At 52.1% G+C, this 15,610-nt stretch carries 19 protein-coding genes and 1 tRNA gene; 16 read left to right on the forward strand and 4 right to left on the reverse strand.

What is annotated here, in order from left to right; all coding sequences use genetic code 11:
* Nucleotides 1-91 precede the first annotated feature (91 nt).
* From NXT00_RS04590 to NXT00_RS04605, 4 genes are all read left to right on the forward strand, one after another.
* The gene (locus tag NXT00_RS04590) at nucleotides 92-532 is read left to right on the forward strand and encodes a YbjN domain-containing protein (protein ID WP_259078241.1); all 441 of its coding nucleotides are present in this window, start codon (nucleotides 92-94) and stop codon (nucleotides 530-532) included.
* A gap of 2 nt (nucleotides 533-534) precedes the next feature.
* A complete protein-coding gene (locus tag NXT00_RS04595; protein WP_259158269.1) occupies nucleotides 535-996 on the forward strand; it encodes a YbjN domain-containing protein in 462 nt (153 codons plus the stop codon).
* A 148-nt stretch (nucleotides 997-1,144) separates the two neighbouring features.
* Nucleotides 1,145-3,640, forward strand: a complete 2,496-nt coding sequence (locus tag NXT00_RS04600) for a hypothetical protein (RefSeq protein WP_259158271.1) — start codon at nucleotides 1,145-1,147, stop codon at nucleotides 3,638-3,640.
* A gap of 73 nt (nucleotides 3,641-3,713) precedes the next feature.
* Nucleotides 3,714-4,349 carry a MazG nucleotide pyrophosphohydrolase domain-containing protein gene (locus NXT00_RS04605; protein ID WP_259078236.1) on the forward strand — a complete coding sequence of 212 codons (636 nt, stop codon included), beginning with the start codon at nucleotides 3,714-3,716 and terminating at the stop codon, nucleotides 4,347-4,349.
* Nucleotides 4,350-4,376: 27 nt separating this feature from the next.
* Here the strand turns inward: NXT00_RS04605 and NXT00_RS04610 are convergent, their stop codons facing one another.
* On the reverse strand, nucleotides 4,377-4,829 hold the full coding sequence (locus tag NXT00_RS04610) for a hypothetical protein (RefSeq protein WP_259078235.1): 453 nt from the start codon (nucleotides 4,827-4,829) through the stop codon (nucleotides 4,377-4,379).
* 166 nt (nucleotides 4,830-4,995) lie between these two features.
* On the opposite strand from NXT00_RS04610, the gene NXT00_RS04615 reads away from it, so the two are divergent.
* From NXT00_RS04615 to NXT00_RS04660, 10 genes are all read left to right on the forward strand, one after another.
* Complete coding sequence (locus NXT00_RS04615) at nucleotides 4,996-5,784, forward strand: lytic transglycosylase domain-containing protein (protein WP_259158274.1); 789 nt, start codon at nucleotides 4,996-4,998, stop codon at nucleotides 5,782-5,784.
* A 48-nt stretch (nucleotides 5,785-5,832) separates the two neighbouring features.
* A complete protein-coding gene (locus tag NXT00_RS04620) occupies nucleotides 5,833-5,958 on the forward strand; it encodes a hypothetical protein (protein WP_259078232.1) in 126 nt (41 codons plus the stop codon).
* Nucleotides 5,959-6,089: 131 nt separating this feature from the next.
* Nucleotides 6,090-7,367, forward strand: coding sequence for a phosphopyruvate hydratase (eno, locus tag NXT00_RS04625; RefSeq protein WP_259078230.1), 1,278 nt, complete (start codon nucleotides 6,090-6,092; stop codon nucleotides 7,365-7,367).
* A 155-nt stretch (nucleotides 7,368-7,522) separates the two neighbouring features.
* Nucleotides 7,523-8,062, forward strand: coding sequence for a septum formation initiator family protein (locus tag NXT00_RS04630; protein WP_259158277.1), 540 nt, complete (start codon nucleotides 7,523-7,525; stop codon nucleotides 8,060-8,062).
* A 34-nt stretch (nucleotides 8,063-8,096) separates the two neighbouring features.
* Complete coding sequence (locus tag NXT00_RS04635) at nucleotides 8,097-8,657, forward strand: DUF501 domain-containing protein (protein ID WP_259078228.1); 561 nt, start codon at nucleotides 8,097-8,099, stop codon at nucleotides 8,655-8,657.
* On the forward strand, nucleotides 8,654-9,619 hold the full coding sequence (locus tag NXT00_RS04640; protein WP_259078227.1) for a Ppx/GppA phosphatase family protein: 966 nt from the start codon (nucleotides 8,654-8,656) through the stop codon (nucleotides 9,617-9,619). The genes NXT00_RS04635 and NXT00_RS04640 overlap by 4 nt, the downstream gene beginning before the upstream one ends.
* Nucleotides 9,620-9,691: 72 nt before the next feature.
* Nucleotides 9,692-9,765: transfer RNA gene (locus tag NXT00_RS04645), tRNA-Leu, on the forward strand.
* A gap of 267 nt (nucleotides 9,766-10,032) precedes the next feature.
* A complete protein-coding gene (locus NXT00_RS04650) occupies nucleotides 10,033-10,254 on the forward strand; it encodes a hypothetical protein (protein ID WP_259078226.1) in 222 nt (73 codons plus the stop codon).
* A gap of 104 nt (nucleotides 10,255-10,358) precedes the next feature.
* Nucleotides 10,359-11,342 (forward strand): AraC family transcriptional regulator, encoded by a 984-nt coding sequence (locus NXT00_RS04655; RefSeq protein WP_259078225.1) that lies wholly within the window; start codon nucleotides 10,359-10,361, stop codon nucleotides 11,340-11,342.
* 119 nt (nucleotides 11,343-11,461) lie between these two features.
* Nucleotides 11,462-12,274, forward strand: coding sequence for a Bax inhibitor-1/YccA family protein (locus NXT00_RS04660; RefSeq protein ID WP_259158279.1), 813 nt, complete (start codon nucleotides 11,462-11,464; stop codon nucleotides 12,272-12,274).
* A 53-nt stretch (nucleotides 12,275-12,327) separates the two neighbouring features.
* Here NXT00_RS04660 and NXT00_RS04665 read toward each other — a convergent pair whose 3' ends face one another.
* The 3 genes from NXT00_RS04665 to NXT00_RS04675 all read right to left on the reverse strand — a co-directional run bounded on the left by NXT00_RS04665 (nucleotide 12,328) and on the right by NXT00_RS04675 (nucleotide 13,903).
* Entirely contained in the window at nucleotides 12,328-12,804 is a 477-nt protein-coding gene (locus NXT00_RS04665) for a hypothetical protein (RefSeq protein WP_259158281.1), read from the reverse strand.
* A gap of 8 nt (nucleotides 12,805-12,812) precedes the next feature.
* Complete coding sequence (gene greA, locus NXT00_RS04670; protein WP_259078220.1) at nucleotides 12,813-13,334, reverse strand: transcription elongation factor GreA; 522 nt, start codon at nucleotides 13,332-13,334, stop codon at nucleotides 12,813-12,815.
* Nucleotides 13,335-13,480: 146 nt separating this feature from the next.
* Nucleotides 13,481-13,903 carry a DUF4307 domain-containing protein gene (locus NXT00_RS04675; RefSeq protein WP_259078449.1) on the reverse strand — a complete coding sequence of 141 codons (423 nt, stop codon included), beginning with the start codon at nucleotides 13,901-13,903 and terminating at the stop codon, nucleotides 13,481-13,483.
* A 269-nt stretch (nucleotides 13,904-14,172) separates the two neighbouring features.
* Between NXT00_RS04675 and mca the strand changes: the two genes are divergently transcribed.
* Both mca and NXT00_RS04685 read left to right on the forward strand, forming a co-directional pair.
* Nucleotides 14,173-15,051: a mycothiol conjugate amidase Mca gene (mca, locus tag NXT00_RS04680; RefSeq protein ID WP_259078218.1), complete on the forward strand. Its 879-nt coding sequence runs from the start codon at nucleotides 14,173-14,175 to the stop codon at nucleotides 15,049-15,051.
* Nucleotides 15,052-15,330: 279 nt separating this feature from the next.
* Entirely contained in the window at nucleotides 15,331-15,606 is a 276-nt protein-coding gene (locus NXT00_RS04685; RefSeq protein ID WP_259078217.1) for a hypothetical protein, read from the forward strand.
* Nucleotides 15,607-15,610: the final 4 nt, after the last annotated feature.

Below are 15,610 nucleotides of genomic sequence, written 5' to 3' on the forward strand. Positions count from 1 at the left end.
AGGGTGCTCGGTTGAAGAGAGGGCGGAATCAAGTCCTTCATATCATATCTGGACTAATCCTAATTTAAAACAATGAAGGAGCTTAAATTTTATGGCTTTAGCACAATATAATCACCAGCGGCTGGAGGCCGCTCTCGAACGAGCTAATCTGCTCTTCGACCAACAAGAAGGGTTTATCGGAGTCGGCTTCGATGAAGGCTGGTTCGGCTTCGATATTCTCGGTGAGAGTCAAATCTTGCGCTGCTTCGGACGCTGGTTCGGTGAGGCGAAGGAACCTCATGATATCGCCACGCTACGCGAACTAGCCGCGCACCTTAACTCTGATAGCTATCTGTTTAAGCACTATCCCCTTGAACTCGACAACGGTGTCACAGTATTGCAGTTTGAGCACTGTCTACCGATCACAGCTGGGATTAGTGATGAACAGATAGATTCCTTTATTGACGCAATGTTCACTGCAGGCCACAGCGTATTCACTAATGCCGCTAAGGAACTGCCCAGCTTGGCACCTGCTACGGGTGAGGAGAAATAATAATGGCTTGGTTTAAAAAGACTGAAGAGACTACTCCCGTTACCAAAGATCGACTCGAACAGTGGTTTAGTTCCAGAGGATACTCGATGAGCTGGGAAGACGACACTGCATATGCCATTTTCGACGGTTTCTATACTCGTTTCGATGTCGGTCATGATGCTCTGACAACGGTAGGCGTCCACTACCCTGAATTGCCTATCCCGCCAGAGCGTATCGATGAACTCACATCTTTTGTCGAAACGCGCAATCGAGAAGGTAGCCTCGGCATTTGCTACCTCAAAGAAAACGAGGGCCACGTAGACTTCGTGTCCGATCACTCTTTCATTACGGTGAAAGGCGCCTCGGACGAGCAAATAGATGAGTGGATTGACGCCGGCATCTCCGCTCAGCTCGGTCATGCCATGGCTTTATGTGAACAATTTGGTATACAGCCACCGGTGGAACCGCCCAGTGATGACGCCTAAGGGCGCTTAGAGTTTTCTCAAAAAGGATAGAGTGCTTCCTAGGTGATCTCATACTGTGGTCACAGCCTTAACGTGTAGGAGTTGAGGGGGAAGCACTCTTTTTTAAAAAATAACCAAGCAAAGTGCGACCTTAAATAGAAAGTAGTATATGAGCAGTCAATTTGAAATCGATGAACTCCGCGACCTGATGGAGCGCGCCTATGCTGCTCCTTATGGTAAGTCATGTTCGTCTTTGTGGGCTGAGGCAGTTCAGCTAGCTCACGATGAGGGGCGCTGCGAAGAGGAATTCGAGTGCTATGTCCATCTAGCATCATCCCTTGGACAAGGTGGGGAGATCACTCGCATGATTGCCCCGTTTTTGTGGGTGGATAAGACACGCAAGGTTCATCCAGAGTACTTCACCCCGGATCTTGCAGAATCATTTGCATGGTCGTATAAATACCTCATGTCGGCAGTGCGTGCAGTGCCGACGATTAGCGCCCAGCAATGCCTAGACAGCTTGGCCGAGATGAAAAAGCTCTACCTTGACATGGGAGACCCGCTCAAGGCGTATTATATGCGCGAATACTACCTATACAAAGAGCTAGGTATGGATGAGCAAGCGGAAGAATCCTTCAGCCAGTGGCAGGCTGCTGAGGGGAGTGAACTCTCCGACTGCGCTGGCTGCGATCCCTCGCACTTGGTGGGCTACCACGAATTAAACGGTGACTATGAATCAGCAGTGAAGGTGGGCGAGAGAGCTTTGGCTGGGGAAGCGGAAACCTGCCCTTCCCAGCCAGAGTCGCTCTATACCGAATTGCTCATACCGTGGTTAATGACCGGTAGAGACGATAAGGCATGGCGTGCCCATACCCGCAGTATGCAGCGCTTTAGTTACGACAAGCACTTTCTCTCCGATTTTGCAGTCCACATCAACTACTTAGTGATCTCAGGTCTCGCTAATCGGCCGGAACGATTAAAGCGCGGTTTAGAATATTTCATCCGTTTCTTGCCATGGTGGCTAGAAGCGGAATCTCCCGCGGAGTTACTTCTTCTCTCACGCTCATTCGCTGGGCTATTACGCCATATCCCCCAACAAGATGTCGCTCTCGGGGTAGATCTTCCTGGCAGTTTACTGCCATGGGTAAAAGCCCCCGATATTAAGGATCCCACTATTGCAGATGCAGCGCAGTGGTGCACTGATATCGCTGTGACCCTAGCCCAAGAATTCGATGAAAGACCCGGTATCGTGCGTCCCCACCACGTGGAGGCAACGCGCGAGATCATCTTCTCCCCACCTCGTATTGATCCCCTTCCTGATCCCGTCGTCCACGATGCAGCAGGCGGCTTCACAACGGTAGACACTGTTGACTACCGGGTAGATACCGGCAATTTTTCGGATATGGAACGACTGACGGTCGCTGCTGAGGAATCGGAGGAGCAGCCTCTCACGCTCATTTCTCTACACGGAGACTGGAAAGAATTAAGTGACGAGGAACTGGACGCACGTCATGAGGTTCTGCAGACACAATTACCAACCATTTATACTATGGTGCAGGCCGAAAAGCACAAGCGTGGCCTTACGTGGCCGGAGCAGCTTGATACCGAAACTGACCCAGCTCGGAAACTTCTTGCGAACGCTATTACCAGTTTTAACGAGCGCGATTTCCGTTCCGCGGCAATCCAGGCTGACGAGGCTATGCGCACCCCAACTGCTGAGCCTATCGGAGTGCGTCTGACTGGTATGTCCCTGCTAGGCGCTGCAGCCATGCACGCTGGATATGCCAGCGAGGCGATTGAACCACTGCGTCACTGGTTGAATCTGGTGGCCGCTTATGAATTAAGTTGGCAGCGAGAAGCAGCCGCAACAGCGCTTGCCGATGCCCTCATCGCCACCAAGCAATACTCGGAGGCCGCCGAGGTTATTTCGATGACGCTCGACGCCCTCAGCGATCGACCTGCTGTCAAACTTCGCGCCATGCTCGTAACCAGCCTAACTGCGCTCGACCTAGCGCGGGCTGCCTGCAGCGCTGCTTTCGACTTAGCGAAGAATAGCGAAGATCGCGAGGTCATCGTTGATGCCTATCAAAAAGCCTTCCAGAGCGCTTATCAAGAGCGCGAATTTGACGTAGCGATTTCTATCGCTGATGAAATCGCTCAGATCTCCCGCGTTAGCTATCGTGATAATCCAAAAGATGACAACGCAGCGCAACTCGACTCCGCCCTGGTCCGATCCATCTTCGCACGCACTTCAGCACCTGGCACTCTTGACGATGCGGAATTTGCCGTGGTTGAATCGCTCACCGAGGAGCGACGCGATATAGCGAAGCAGAGAAACGACGATGAGCGTCGACTGGCAGGGGCTCTCGCTGATATCAACGAGGACCTTGCCCTAGGTGCGGTACGGTCAGCGCGCTCCATGGATTTTACTCTCCATATGGAAAATGCCCTTGAAAGTTTCGCGGAGTATCGGTTCTTCCCGGAGGCTGCACGCTGTGCGCTGACACTTGGCGAAGTCGCCGCGGGGGAGCAACGGTGGGTGGAGGCCCGGGCTCGGCTGCAGGAGGCCCGAACGTTTATGGATCAGGCAGCAGTTGTCCCAAGCGCCCTGCGTTCACGTGAAAAAGGCCTGGAAGAATTTCTTAATCAGACCTTAGACGACTAGAAGCGCTTGTCCGCTAGCCCACGTATACCCACCATATAAGGGGTGTCGGCCATACGTGGGCTAGCATGATCTCATGACTCAAGCCCATCTCACTGTGCTCATCCTCGACCCGCGCTGGCCCACTATGGTCCCTCTTAATATCCTCAAAGGCCTTCGAGGGTCGATTGAAGTGACCGAGGATATTCCAGAGCAGCTGCTTTCCTTGCTCAAAGATCTAATACCCGCTGGGCCTGAGATACTTCTAGTGAGCAGCCAGCCCAACCATCCTGCGGTCAAAACCTTTATGGATCAGGATGCTGTATTAATCTGCGCTCCCTCGCTGGAGGATCCTGTTGATCAAGCTGTACAGACAATGAGACGAGCTTTGGAGATAGGAGAGTGGGAGAGAGCCCAAACTCATCGTTCTCTGATTCCTTACCTGCGTGAAGAGACGGCCGAAGTCATCGAGGCCATTGAATCAGAATCCGGGGATGACCAGATTCGAAACGAGTTATCGGATGTGCTTTTGCAGGTTTTTTTCCACGCCGAAATAGCCGCCCGACGCGGAGCTTTTGACTTCGCCGATATAGCGTCAAGCTTTACGGCGAAAATGCGTCGGCGCGCACCTTATCTTTTCGATGGAACCACTGAGACCATTCCTACCGAAAAGCAGCAGGACATATGGCAAAAGGCAAAGCTAATGGAAAGTGAAAAACAGGCGCAACCATAGGGTTACGCCTGCTTCTTCATCGTTGATCTATGAGCTCAGTAAAGATAAGGCCGAAGAGCCCAGGGAACTGGTGGAATTCGAGGAGCCCGAATCAGACGAACCTGAGTTGGACGACGCTGAAGGGGCATCCGGAGAGACAATTTCACACGTCAGTGCGCGGTTGAGCACTGGCTCGAGAGCGATAGCGCGGATCTTGGAGGGAACATTAGTATTCGTAGCCTCTTTGTAAAGGACGTCTGAAAGCTGCTGTCGAGTCATGCCAGGTTTGACGTTGTCACCGAGCATGGAACCTAGCAGTGAGCACGGGGTATTGGAGACGAAGAAATCCACTGCCTTCTGGCTCACAGTGCCGAAGGAATCGAGAGCTTTAATAGCGGTGAGAATGGTTCCTAAACCAGCAGCATTGGCGGCTGGGACCGTAATGCCAGAGCTCAAGAGGGCAGTGCCGGCTACAGCAACAATGGCGCGACGAATACGCATATTTACGTGTCCTTCCAGTAAAAATAAATTACGACAGAGCAACAATAATAGAAAAACCACCTACTGCATAGATATATAAGGGTCGGGGGTAATTGGTAGGGGATCGTTCGAGCCGGCGCGTTGGAGGAAATTCTGCTCACCACAAAGATTGCTAGAATCACACCCCATGAGCGGTGGAGTAAAAATTGTGTCGGGTTGCGCGGTGGGTGTCCTGCTTGCTGTGATCACGGTGATAGCAGTAGTCGGATGGAGCCTGTCCTTCCTCGACCAGGGGCCAGCGGTGAGGCAGTTAGCACCTATCCCTGAGAATATTCCACCAGCCAGAGGCCAAGAGGTTCCCCTCATTGATGTCAACGCGCCGGGACGCACCTCGGATAAACTGCGCTTTTGGGCCGATCCAATTTCGGCCGAGACAGGGGTATCCTCGGCCGCTTTGCGTGCCTATGGCAATGCGGAACTCATCGCGGCGCAATCGTGGCCCGAGTGCCATCTGTCGTGGACGACACTTGCAGGAATCGGTTATGTCGAAACTAGGCACGGAACCTACTCAGGACAGCTCTTCAACTCGCGTGATATAGATGAAGACGGTAACGTTTTGCCTCCCATTCTCGGGGTCCAACTTGATGGATCGCCCGGATTCGCCGAGATCCGCGATACCGATCAAGGACAACTAGACGGAGATTCGGAATATGATCGAGCTATTGGTCCCATGCAGTTTATTCCAACCTCATGGCAACGATACGGGCGTGACGCCTCGGGGGATGGGGTGGCGGATCCCAATAATATCGACGACGCCGCTCTAGGAGCAGCCAACCTACTGTGCTCTCAGGGCGACCTAGCCACGCCAGAGGGGTGGACTCGTGCAGTTTTGTCCTATAACAGCTCGCAAGCCTATCTGATTAAAGTACGCAACGCCGCTAATTCCTATGCGCTCTCACAACCAGCGATGCGGTAGAGAGCACTTTCAACCAAGCAGAACGAACTGTTCGTGTGAAGATCGTTGATGTGCAGAAACTCACAACCTAATCTCGACGGCCATCAAGGATCGACACCGACACTTGATATTGCTCGGAAAACGCTGTTCAGCGCCGGTTTCTACGACAAGGTGGGGGAGGAATATCTAGGCTAAAAACCACAAAACCAAACATGCTCTCACAGAAAGCCAAGGCGGACACTTAAAAAAAGTGCGTTTGTTATATAAGCTCGTAAGACGAGTCCTCATACGAGAACACTTACCTTTAACCACAGAGGAGTTTTACAGTGGCTGATATTATGCATGTATTTGCACGCGAAATTCTTGACTCACGCGGTAACCCTACCGTTGAAGTTGAGGCTTTCCTCGACGATGGCGCTCACGGCGTCGCCGGCGTTCCATCAGGCGCCTCCACCGGCGTCCACGAGGCACACGAATTGCGCGACGGTGGCGACCGCTACCTCGGCAAGGGAGTTTTGCAGGCAGTAAAGAACGTCAACGAAAAGATCGCCGATGCTATCGCAGGTATCCCAGCCGATGACCAGCGTCTGATCGACCAGGCCATGATCGAGCTCGACGGTTCTGAGAACAAGAAGAACCTCGGTGCAAACGCTATCTTGGGTGTATCTATGGCCGCTGCTCACGCGGCAGCCGAGTCAGCTGGTCTACCCCTCTATCGCTATATCGGTGGACCGAACGCACACGTCTTGCCAGTTCCGATGATGAATATTGTCAATGGCGGCGCACACGCTGACTCCGGTGTGGACGTTCAGGAATTCATGATCGCTCCTATTGGCGCTGAATCCTTCTCCGAAGCACTGCGCATGGGTGCGGAAGTGTACCACTCCCTCAAGTCCGTTATTAAGTCCAAGGGGCTTTCTACTGGCCTTGGCGACGAGGGCGGCTTTGCTCCTTCGGTTGAGTCCACCCGTGCCGCTCTAGACCTCATTGTAGAAGCCATTGAGAAGGCCGGTCTGAAGCCAGGTGCCGATATCGCTTTGGCCCTAGACGTTGCATCCTCGGAGTTCTACAAGGATGGTAAGTACCACTTCGAAGGTGGCGAGCACACCGCAGAAGAGATGGCCAAGGTTTACGAGGAACTCGTTGACGCTTATCCAATCGTATCTATCGAGGATCCTCTTCAGGAAGACGACTGGGAAGGTTATACCAACCTCACCGCTAAGATTGGTGACAAGGTACAGCTCGTGGGCGACGATTTCTTCGTTACCAACCCAGCTCGCCTCAAGGAAGGCATCGAGAAGAAGGCCTGCAACGCGCTCCTGGTTAAGGTTAACCAGATCGGTACTTTGACTGAGACCTTCGATGCCGTTGAGATGGCTCACCGCAATGGTTACCGTTGCATGATGTCTCACCGCTCCGGTGAGACCGAGGACACCACCATTGCTGATCTTGCTGTGGCGTTGGGCTGCGGTCAGATTAAGACCGGTGCTCCTGCTCGTTCTGAGCGGGTGGCGAAGTACAACCAGTTACTGCGCATTGAGCAGGAACTCGAGGGTGCAGCAGTTTATGCTGGGCGCTCTGCATTCCCACGTTTCCAGGGCTAGGGTCTAGGCTAGAAGTTAGCCGTTTCCCCTCCCTTATTGACTAACTGAACTCGCACCTTCAAACGTGAAGGTGCGAGTTCAGTTTATTTCTACGGGTACCACCCCGTGCGGCTTTAGATACCTGTGGGCGTGAAGGTGCTAAAATTTAGAATCCTATGCAACGTAAAAATAGAGCTGTTCCGGTTCTCAACCGTGAGAAAGAAATAAGGGCTACACGTCCGAAGCGCACACCCGTGCGACTCGGTCTTGAAGCCTATGCAGCCATAATTGCTGCCGTTGCTTTCGTCATAGTCATTATCTACGTACCGGTGCGCGATTATATGGAGCAGCGCTCTGAGATAGACCGCTTGGAGGTCTCGATTTCTCAGCTCACCAAGCAAAAAGAGAAGCTCCAAGACGATCTGAACCATTATCAATCCGAAGAGTATATACGCGAGCAAGCACGAATTCGATTAGGGGTCATTGCCCCTGGCGAACGTGCCTTCCGGATCATCGACCCTGGCCTTGAGAACTCCCATCATACGCAAGCAGTTAGCCCGAAAAATGAAGAAATTCGTATTTGGTACGAGACCCTCTGGGATTCAGTGACTGTGATCCCCGAGGAGGATGAACAGCCGCCGCGAGAAAATAAGCTTCCTCTTTTGAGCGATCTGCAGGCTCCCGTCCCATCGGCTCCCGAGGAGGGTGAAAGATAGGTGAGAGGGCGGGCATAGTCTAAAATCTTCAGATATGAGTGTCGACGAAAAAGATCTAGCTGCCGTAGCCCGCCAACTTGGTCGCAGTCCGCGTGGAGTCGTTGAAATATCCTATCGATGCCCGGACGGTGCACCTGGCGTCGTGATGACGCGTCCTCGCTTAGAGGATGGAACGCCTTTTCCCACTCTCTACTATCTGACAGACCCGCGGTTAACGGCCGAAGCATCCCGCTTGGAGGTCGCTCATATTATGAAATGGATGACTGAGCGTCTATCCAAAGATCACGAGCTCGCGGCGGACTATCGAAGAGCCCACGAGTATTTCCTTGATAAGCGCAATAGCTTAGAGGACCTAGGAACCGAGTTCTCTGGTGGGGGAATGCCAGATCGAGTAAAATGCCTTCACGTTCTTATCGCCTATGCCCTGGCTGAAGGACCGCAACATGTCCAACTGGGGACCGAGGCCGTCGCCATTGCTGCCCAACACGCTAACCTGCGCGGAACCGCTATTCCTGAAGACTGGCCTACGGTTGATGATTTAGGTATCGATATGGAGCACTTCGACTTCACTCATGCTGAGGCGCCACGCGCATGACTAGATATGCAGCGATTGATTGTGGGACGAACTCCCTACGGCTTCTTATTGTAGAGTGCACCCGGGATGGCGACATCAAAGAAATAGCGCGTCAGATGGAAATCGTCCGCCTGGGAGCCGCAGTGGATGCGACAGGTGAATTTGATCCAGCAGCAATCGAGCGAGCACGTCTCGTACTCGCTCGCTATGTCGATATTATGCGCGCCGAGAGGGTTGCCGATATCCGTATGGTGGCGACATCTGCGACCCGGGATGCAAAAAATCGCGAGGTTTTCTTTGATATGACGCGTACTGAGCTCGCTCCAATTAGGGAGGGAGCGGTTGCGGAGGTTATTAGTGGGGACGAGGAGGCACAACTTTCTTTTGCCGGGGCCGTGGCCGATCTGAACCCTGATCGAGGACCCTTCTGCGTCATCGACTTAGGCGGTGGCTCCACCGAATTTGTAGTCGGTTATCCTCATGGCAAGATTCTCGGTTCTTACTCGGCACAAATGGGGTGTGTGCGGCTGAGCGAGCGCATCCTTCACACGGATCCTCCAACTGACAAAGAACAGCTTCAGGCCGCAGAGTATATTTCCCAACAGCTACGTGACGTGCAAAACGCAGTACCTATTTCCCAGGCTCGCACATTTGTCGGGTGCGCCGGCACGTTTACCACACTCGCTGCCTTGGCACTGGGTTTAGAGACCTATGATGCTACGAAAATTCATAACACAACGCTAAGATTTCCCGCCTTAAAAGTGTTGAATAAGGAGCTCATCGGGCTCAGTAGTGCTGAGCGGCGCATGAATCCTGTGATTCATCCAGGACGAGCGGATGTTCTCGCCGGTGGGGGATTAGTAGTCAATGCCATAATCGACATGATCGCCTATATCACCAATATTTCACAGATCACCATTAGTGAAAAGGATATTTTAGACGGGATCATTCTGGGCATGATCTCTTCAAAGAGTTCCCCATAAAACACCGTGTTCGCGCTGGTGAGATCTTCATTTAGAAAATAACGGGTATCTACATTAAGATAATTACTCGTTGCCCCCATAGCCCAATCGGCAGAGGCGGTTGACTTAAAATCAATACAGTGTGGGTTCGAGTCCCACTGGGGGCACAGATAAAGACCTTGCGAGAAATCGCAAGGTCTTTATCTTTTAGTTGAGAAGCAGTGGAATCTAGCCCCTAAAGTGGGTGGAATTCAAACACGCCGACGAATTTACTCATCGCCTAAATGGCAGCTTAGAGGGACATTTAGTAACTCACAGCAATTTGACAGCTTGGGTCGACCCCTTCTTCAGATAAGCCCCATAGATTGCTTATTAAGTAATTTGCACACGCAACCATACGCAACGAGGACATAATCTTTTTAAGGAGCACCCTGATGGCAACCACCACCATGCAGCACACAGATTCAACAGACCTTTTTGTCACGCGCGACGTTGACGATACTGTGGTCTATCACCTTCGTCAATGTAACCCTTATGATCTCAACAGCTCCTACTATGTGCGCGAGAATCAATCGACCGGAGGACGCGCTTTTGTGGAAATGAGTATGCGGCATGGTTGTGGCTATGCGTATGCTCAGCGACGCGCTCGCGCCTAAGATACCCTTATAAATCAAACTTTTGGTGGTGTGGGCCTAGCTTTTAGCCGGTGTGACCTTTACAATGGGCTCACTGGCTTTTTGCTTAGGCTAACCTAATGGGAATGAGCGCAATTGTGATCAAAGATACCACCAAAACACGTACGACCACTTTCATGTGGTGCCGCATCGGGCAAGCCATTATTAAGGCACCCGACCGGATGCTTCATATTGTCGCGGGCGATCTCGTCATCGCTCCGGAAAGTGCGACGGTCATCGATAGCGCCGAGGCGAGCATTATCTCGTTCAAATTTACTGATATGCTCCCTGGGCCTACTCGAAAAATCTCTCTGGGTCCGGACTGGGATCGACGCATAATAGCTGAATATGCCAGAGCCCGGCTCGGGGAGAAGCATTGCAGTGAGGGATTCCTTACAACTCTTCATCAACCCCGTTTTCAATGTCCTCCGCTGCCAGTAGAACAGGCCGCACGCCGTGTTGCTAGCGAATTATTAGCGCAACCGAGCTGCACGACCTCACTTGAGGTATTTGCCCAATCCCACCGCATCAGTGCTCGAACTCTCCAGCGACAATTTCTCAAATCCACAGGATTACCGTTTTCCGAATGGCGAGCCGCATGTCGGGTAGCCAGCGCTGCCGATCTCATAAGTCGGGGGATGAGTATTAAACTCGCCTCTCAGCATGTAGGATTCTCGGCCACGAGTAGTCTGACACGAGCTTTTAAGCGCCACACAGGTCAGACGCCCGCGAGTTTTCTCAATCTTAAATCTGTTCATGTTCCACTCAGCGATCCTCTGACCGTCTTCGCACGCGCTCGAACTGATCTCGTCCTGTGGCTTGCTCATGGATCCGCCACCGTAACCACACCAGGCTACTGTCGGTTTCTGGCGCAAGGAGAGACAGTGACAATTCTCTCCGGAACTCATACTCGCCTGGATATCGCCTCTGGGTCAATCGCATTGCCGGTCAGCCCGCGTTTCAACGAACATGCCGTAGATGCTCTTTCTCGAGCTTTGGATACTCAAGGCGATACTTTCCTTGAGGGGTTGACAGATAGCAGTGACCAAGAGGCACTAACCCCCGCATAAAAGAGGCGCGGGAACTATTGTTAGTGCGGTCACGTTAGAAGGATGTACCTGGTCTTGGGGATAATTGATCCGCAGGACTATATAAGTAGAAAAGTAGCGAAAGGACAGTGTTACTACCTATGCGTAGCAGCAATCCAGTGCTCGCCTCTCTCCCCGCAAAAGGACAGGCGACGAATTATTACGGAGACTACCAGCAGGCCCCGACGGGTCTAGACGGTTTTACTCCCGCGCCAGTTAGCACTGAGCGTCCTATGACTGTCGACGATGTGGTGACCAAGACTGGAATCGTTTTGGCGATTATTGTGGCGCTAGCCGCTGTTAACTTTGGCATTGCGCTGGTAAGTCCAGCCCTTAGCATGGGACTTACGGCAGTTGGTGCCATAGGCGGTCTGGTCACTGTTCTTATTGCCACGTTCGGCAAAAAGTTTGGATCTGCACCAGTGACTTTGGTCTATGCAGCCTTCGAAGGACTTTTCGTTGGAGGTATTTCGGTTCTATTCTCTGGTTTCCTCGTGGGAGGAAATAACGCTGGGGCTATGATCGGTCAAGCCGTTCTGGGAACCCTAGGCGTCTTCCTGGGCATGCTCTATGCGTATAAGACTGGCGCCGTTAAGGTGACCCCGCGATTTACCAAGATTCTCACTGGGGCTATGATCGGTGTTCTGGTACTGGCGCTCGGTAACTTCATGCTCGCCATCTTGGGCGTGTCCAATGTATTGCGTGATGGTGGACCGATTGCCATTATCTTCTCCCTCGTGTGTATCGGTCTTGCTGCCATGAGCTTCCTACAGGACTTTGATGTCGCCGAGAAACTTATCCGTCAGGGAGCACCATCAAAGATGGCGTGGGGTGTGGCTCTCGGATTAGCTGTGACCTTGGTCTGGCTCTACACCGAAATCTTGCGGCTGCTGAGCTATTTCTCAAATCGTTAAAACCAAATAGAAATCCGGTTGCACACCACGTGATGGGGTGTAACCGGATTTTTTTAACCCGTAAGCTGATAGAACAGCAGGGCTATATCGTCAACAAATACCTGACTAAAAGCCCATCCTTGCTGCGTATCAATAGGGTCAGAGAGCACTATGCTAACGCTACTGCCATCGCGCAGATTGCCTGAGCCTATCGCTGTGTCTTTAGCCCACCGGGTCCATGTGATCGAAGTGATGCTGTTCGATGAAGTACAGCTTAATTTTATGCTGCGGGGTTGAATGAGAGCTGGGCCGAGGCAATCAATATAGCCAGGTTTGTTCTGCTGGGGATGGAAACCACTATCTACCTGATTGATGAGCCGATCAAGGGGATCTTTTGCTACGGGTCGTACTAGGGGGATAGTGCTATCGAGAGACGATAGCACTTTCAACGGTAGCTCCGGGGGGTCTGGTTGCGGGGTGGAGCACGCGCTGACGGATAAGAAAACGGTTAGATATCCGCAGATACCTAACCGTTGTAGAGTAGTTCTCATAAAGAATATTAGGCCTGGCGCGGAGTCGAGGCCTTTGTGGAGTCATAAGGCTCTGCAGATACGAGAGTCACGCTGAGGGTTGACCCACTAGGAGCAGTGTATTCGCGAGTTTCTCCTTCTTGAGCACCGATAAGTGCGGCTCCGAGAGGGGACTGTTCGGAGTAGGTTTCCAGATCTTTATTATCGGAGGCGGCAGCACGAGTACCGATGAGGAAAGTCTCTTTATCATTTTCATCACCGTTATAATAAACGTGTACAACCGAACCGACGGCGGCTACACCTTCGACAACGGCGGAACGCTCGGTAGTGGAATTCGCGAGGATTTCGGAGATCTGCTTGATGCGAGCCTCTTCCTGATCCTGCATTTCGCGAGCGGCATCATAGCCGGCGTTTTCTTTGAGATCGCCCTCCTCGCGGCGCTCGTTGATCTCCGCAGCCACAATAGGGCGGTGCGCGATCAGGGCATTGAGCTCTTCCTCGAGCTTGGCCTTAGTTTCCGGAGTGATATATTGCTTCTGCTGCTCTGCCATGTCACACGAACCTTTGCATAGTGATAAATAGAGACGCCCCAACTCCCAAAAATTTGAGGAGCGATGCGGGGCCTAGGATTTCTGTAGTCTAAGTAGTCGGAGGAGATTCTACCAAATATTGACGCGGAATAGTGCTGTCGCGAGTATTAGGGTGCTTTCTGCTCTAAGTAGAATGGAATAGAGTCACTGCAGCCATAGGCGGCTCCTGCTACTGCGCGCTCGCGCGTGGGAATATTGATATTCCACCGAGCGATATTTTGCCCACCAGCGGGAACAAATACTTCGCGCCGGCCCACCTCGGCCATATCAAAGTTGAGTGCCGTCACAATGCAGTAGGCGGGTTGGGAGGTATCTTTACGGGTGATATCAGCGATGACAGTTATATTCTCATCATTAATGGGCTCGGCGTTGACAAATTGAATCGTGATTGGTTGCGATTGTGCAGTCTGGAGGTATTTGGCGAAAGCGACTGCGAAGCCGATAACTAAAACCAAAATGGCAATAGCCATGAGCTTCCCCGTCATCGACGATTGCGATTCCTTGGGCTCGGCGGCATATCTACTGCGCATGGTCACAGCTAAATTCTCCTTCACCACGGCTGTGATCAAGGTTAGGATTTAGGATCCAGCCGTCCGTGGTTAACAAATCCGGGGTTAGCTCATAGTGTAGACGTTTTCGTTGCAGAAGCCGTCATTATCCATAGGCGTATAGCCAAATACGTATATAATTGGGGACTTGTCAACTTCTACCTGATAGATAAAATAGGTGGATTGGTCTCCTCTATGACAATCTTGGAGGGACTAACTCACCAGCAAAAGTATAGTTAAAAGGACAACCGATGACCCATTGCCTTCCTAAAATTCTTGCCATCCATGCCCATCCTGATGATGAATCGAGTAAAGGGGCTGCCACGATGGCCCGTTATATCTCGGAAGGACACGAGGTATTGGTGGTGAGCTGCACGGGCGGCGAGCGCGGAGATATTCTTAATCCAGCGATGGATCGGCCTGGAATTAAAGAAAATATTCGCGAAGTCCGAAAGGACGAAATGGCGAAAGCGGCCGCGGTTTTAGGGGTTGAGCATCGTTGGTTGGGCTACGAAGATTCTGGTCTCCCTCAGGGCGATCCATTGCCGCCTCTCCCAGAGGGCTGCTTTGCGCTCGTCGACTCCGATGAGATAACTCAAAAGCTTGTAAAAATTATTCGTGAATTTAAACCTGAAGTGATTTTGACCTATGACGAAAACGGCGGCTATCCGCACCCCGATCACCTGAAAGTGCATGAAGTCTCGCTCATGGCCTGGGAATATGCTGGAAACCCCCAATATCACCCCGAGCTTGGAGCCCCCTTTACCCCCCTGAAGCTGTACTATACGCACGGCTTTGTATTTCAACGCCTGCAGCTTTTCCACGAGCTTGCCTCGCGTGACGGGGCCCAAAGCCCCTATGGTGACATTTTGGAGCACTTTAAAGAAAACGGAGCCGACCTCATGAAGCGCGTGACCACACGAGTGGAGTGCAGCGATTTCTTCGATGCTCGCGATGCCGCACTGCGCGCTCATGCGACTCAGATCGATCCGGATGGTCTCTTCTTTTTTACCCCTGTGGACGTGCAACGCGAATACTGGCCGACCGAAGAATTCGAGTTGGCATTTAGCCGTGTGCCCAGTTCGCTTCCCGAAACCGATCTATTCGCTGGACTTGATAGTCAAAACTAACTATAAAGAGAGCCCTTGGCAATAAGTTATGGCCCGGAATCATCAACGTGACAGGATTCATGTCTGATGCTCCCAACGCGGTGAGCTGCGGCGGAGAGGGACCTCTCGCACTCGTTTGAGAGCTGCATTGAGATGAGGATACCCACCACGGGCGGGTGTGCGGATATACTTAATGCTCGATAGGGTAGTGGCGGGCAGTTAAATCGCTGAAGACAGCATTAGTTGCGATGCCTCACACTAAGTGTCTCAATACCAGCACAGACTTTGGGAGTATATCCGGTGGATTTTTCATCTGTGATCTTTTTAGCGCAGCAGGGTCCAGGACCCGTCGGCAGCGAATTTGGCAAGGCATCACCAATCGGCTGGTTCGTTTTGGTAGCTCTAGTCGTCGCGGTGCTATTCATCGGTTGGGCTTTTCATCGACGCTACTCACGCCTGAATCGACGCCGGCTTTTTGCTGAGGAACACCAAATTGATCCATTTGATGCTGGCGCTCTGGATCGAGCGATGGCAGAAGCCGGCCTTCTTGACCAGCGCAAAAAGCATTGGTTCTAGGGTC

The organism is Corynebacterium sp. ES2715-CONJ3 (genome assembly GCF_024814365.1).
Lineage (GTDB): Bacteria > Actinomycetota > Actinomycetes > Mycobacteriales > Mycobacteriaceae > Corynebacterium.

Bases quoted from the DNA above. Each gene is read 5' to 3' on its own strand.
- NXT00_RS04590 (WP_259078241.1), top strand. From the start codon at position 92: ATGGCTTTAGCACAATATAATCACCAGCGGCTGGAGGCCGCTCTCGAA.
- NXT00_RS04595 (WP_259158269.1), top strand. From the start codon at position 535: ATGGCTTGGTTTAAAAAGACTGAAGAGACTACTCCCGTTACCAAAGAT.
- NXT00_RS04600 (WP_259158271.1), top strand. From the start codon at position 1,145: ATGAGCAGTCAATTTGAAATCGATGAACTCCGCGACCTGATGGAGCGC.
- NXT00_RS04605 (WP_259078236.1), top strand. From the start codon at position 3,714: ATGACTCAAGCCCATCTCACTGTGCTCATCCTCGACCCGCGCTGGCCC.
- NXT00_RS04610 (WP_259078235.1), bottom strand. From the start codon at position 4,829: ATGCGTATTCGTCGCGCCATTGTTGCTGTAGCCGGCACTGCCCTCTTG.
- NXT00_RS04615 (WP_259158274.1), top strand. From the start codon at position 4,996: ATGAGCGGTGGAGTAAAAATTGTGTCGGGTTGCGCGGTGGGTGTCCTG.
- NXT00_RS04620 (WP_259078232.1), top strand. From the start codon at position 5,833: ATGTGCAGAAACTCACAACCTAATCTCGACGGCCATCAAGGATCGACA.
- NXT00_RS04630 (WP_259158277.1), top strand. From the start codon at position 7,523: ATGCAACGTAAAAATAGAGCTGTTCCGGTTCTCAACCGTGAGAAAGAA.
- NXT00_RS04635 (WP_259078228.1), top strand. From the start codon at position 8,097: ATGAGTGTCGACGAAAAAGATCTAGCTGCCGTAGCCCGCCAACTTGGT.
- NXT00_RS04640 (WP_259078227.1), top strand. From the start codon at position 8,654: ATGACTAGATATGCAGCGATTGATTGTGGGACGAACTCCCTACGGCTT.
- NXT00_RS04650 (WP_259078226.1), top strand. From the start codon at position 10,033: ATGGCAACCACCACCATGCAGCACACAGATTCAACAGACCTTTTTGTC.
- NXT00_RS04655 (WP_259078225.1), top strand. From the start codon at position 10,359: ATGAGCGCAATTGTGATCAAAGATACCACCAAAACACGTACGACCACT.
- NXT00_RS04660 (WP_259158279.1), top strand. From the start codon at position 11,462: ATGCGTAGCAGCAATCCAGTGCTCGCCTCTCTCCCCGCAAAAGGACAG.
- NXT00_RS04665 (WP_259158281.1), bottom strand. From the start codon at position 12,804: ATGAGAACTACTCTACAACGGTTAGGTATCTGCGGATATCTAACCGTT.
- greA (WP_259078220.1), bottom strand. From the start codon at position 13,334: ATGGCAGAGCAGCAGAAGCAATATATCACTCCGGAAACTAAGGCCAAG.
- NXT00_RS04675 (WP_259078449.1), bottom strand. From the start codon at position 13,903: ATGCGCAGTAGATATGCCGCCGAGCCCAAGGAATCGCAATCGTCGATG.
- mca (WP_259078218.1), top strand. From the start codon at position 14,173: ATGACCCATTGCCTTCCTAAAATTCTTGCCATCCATGCCCATCCTGAT.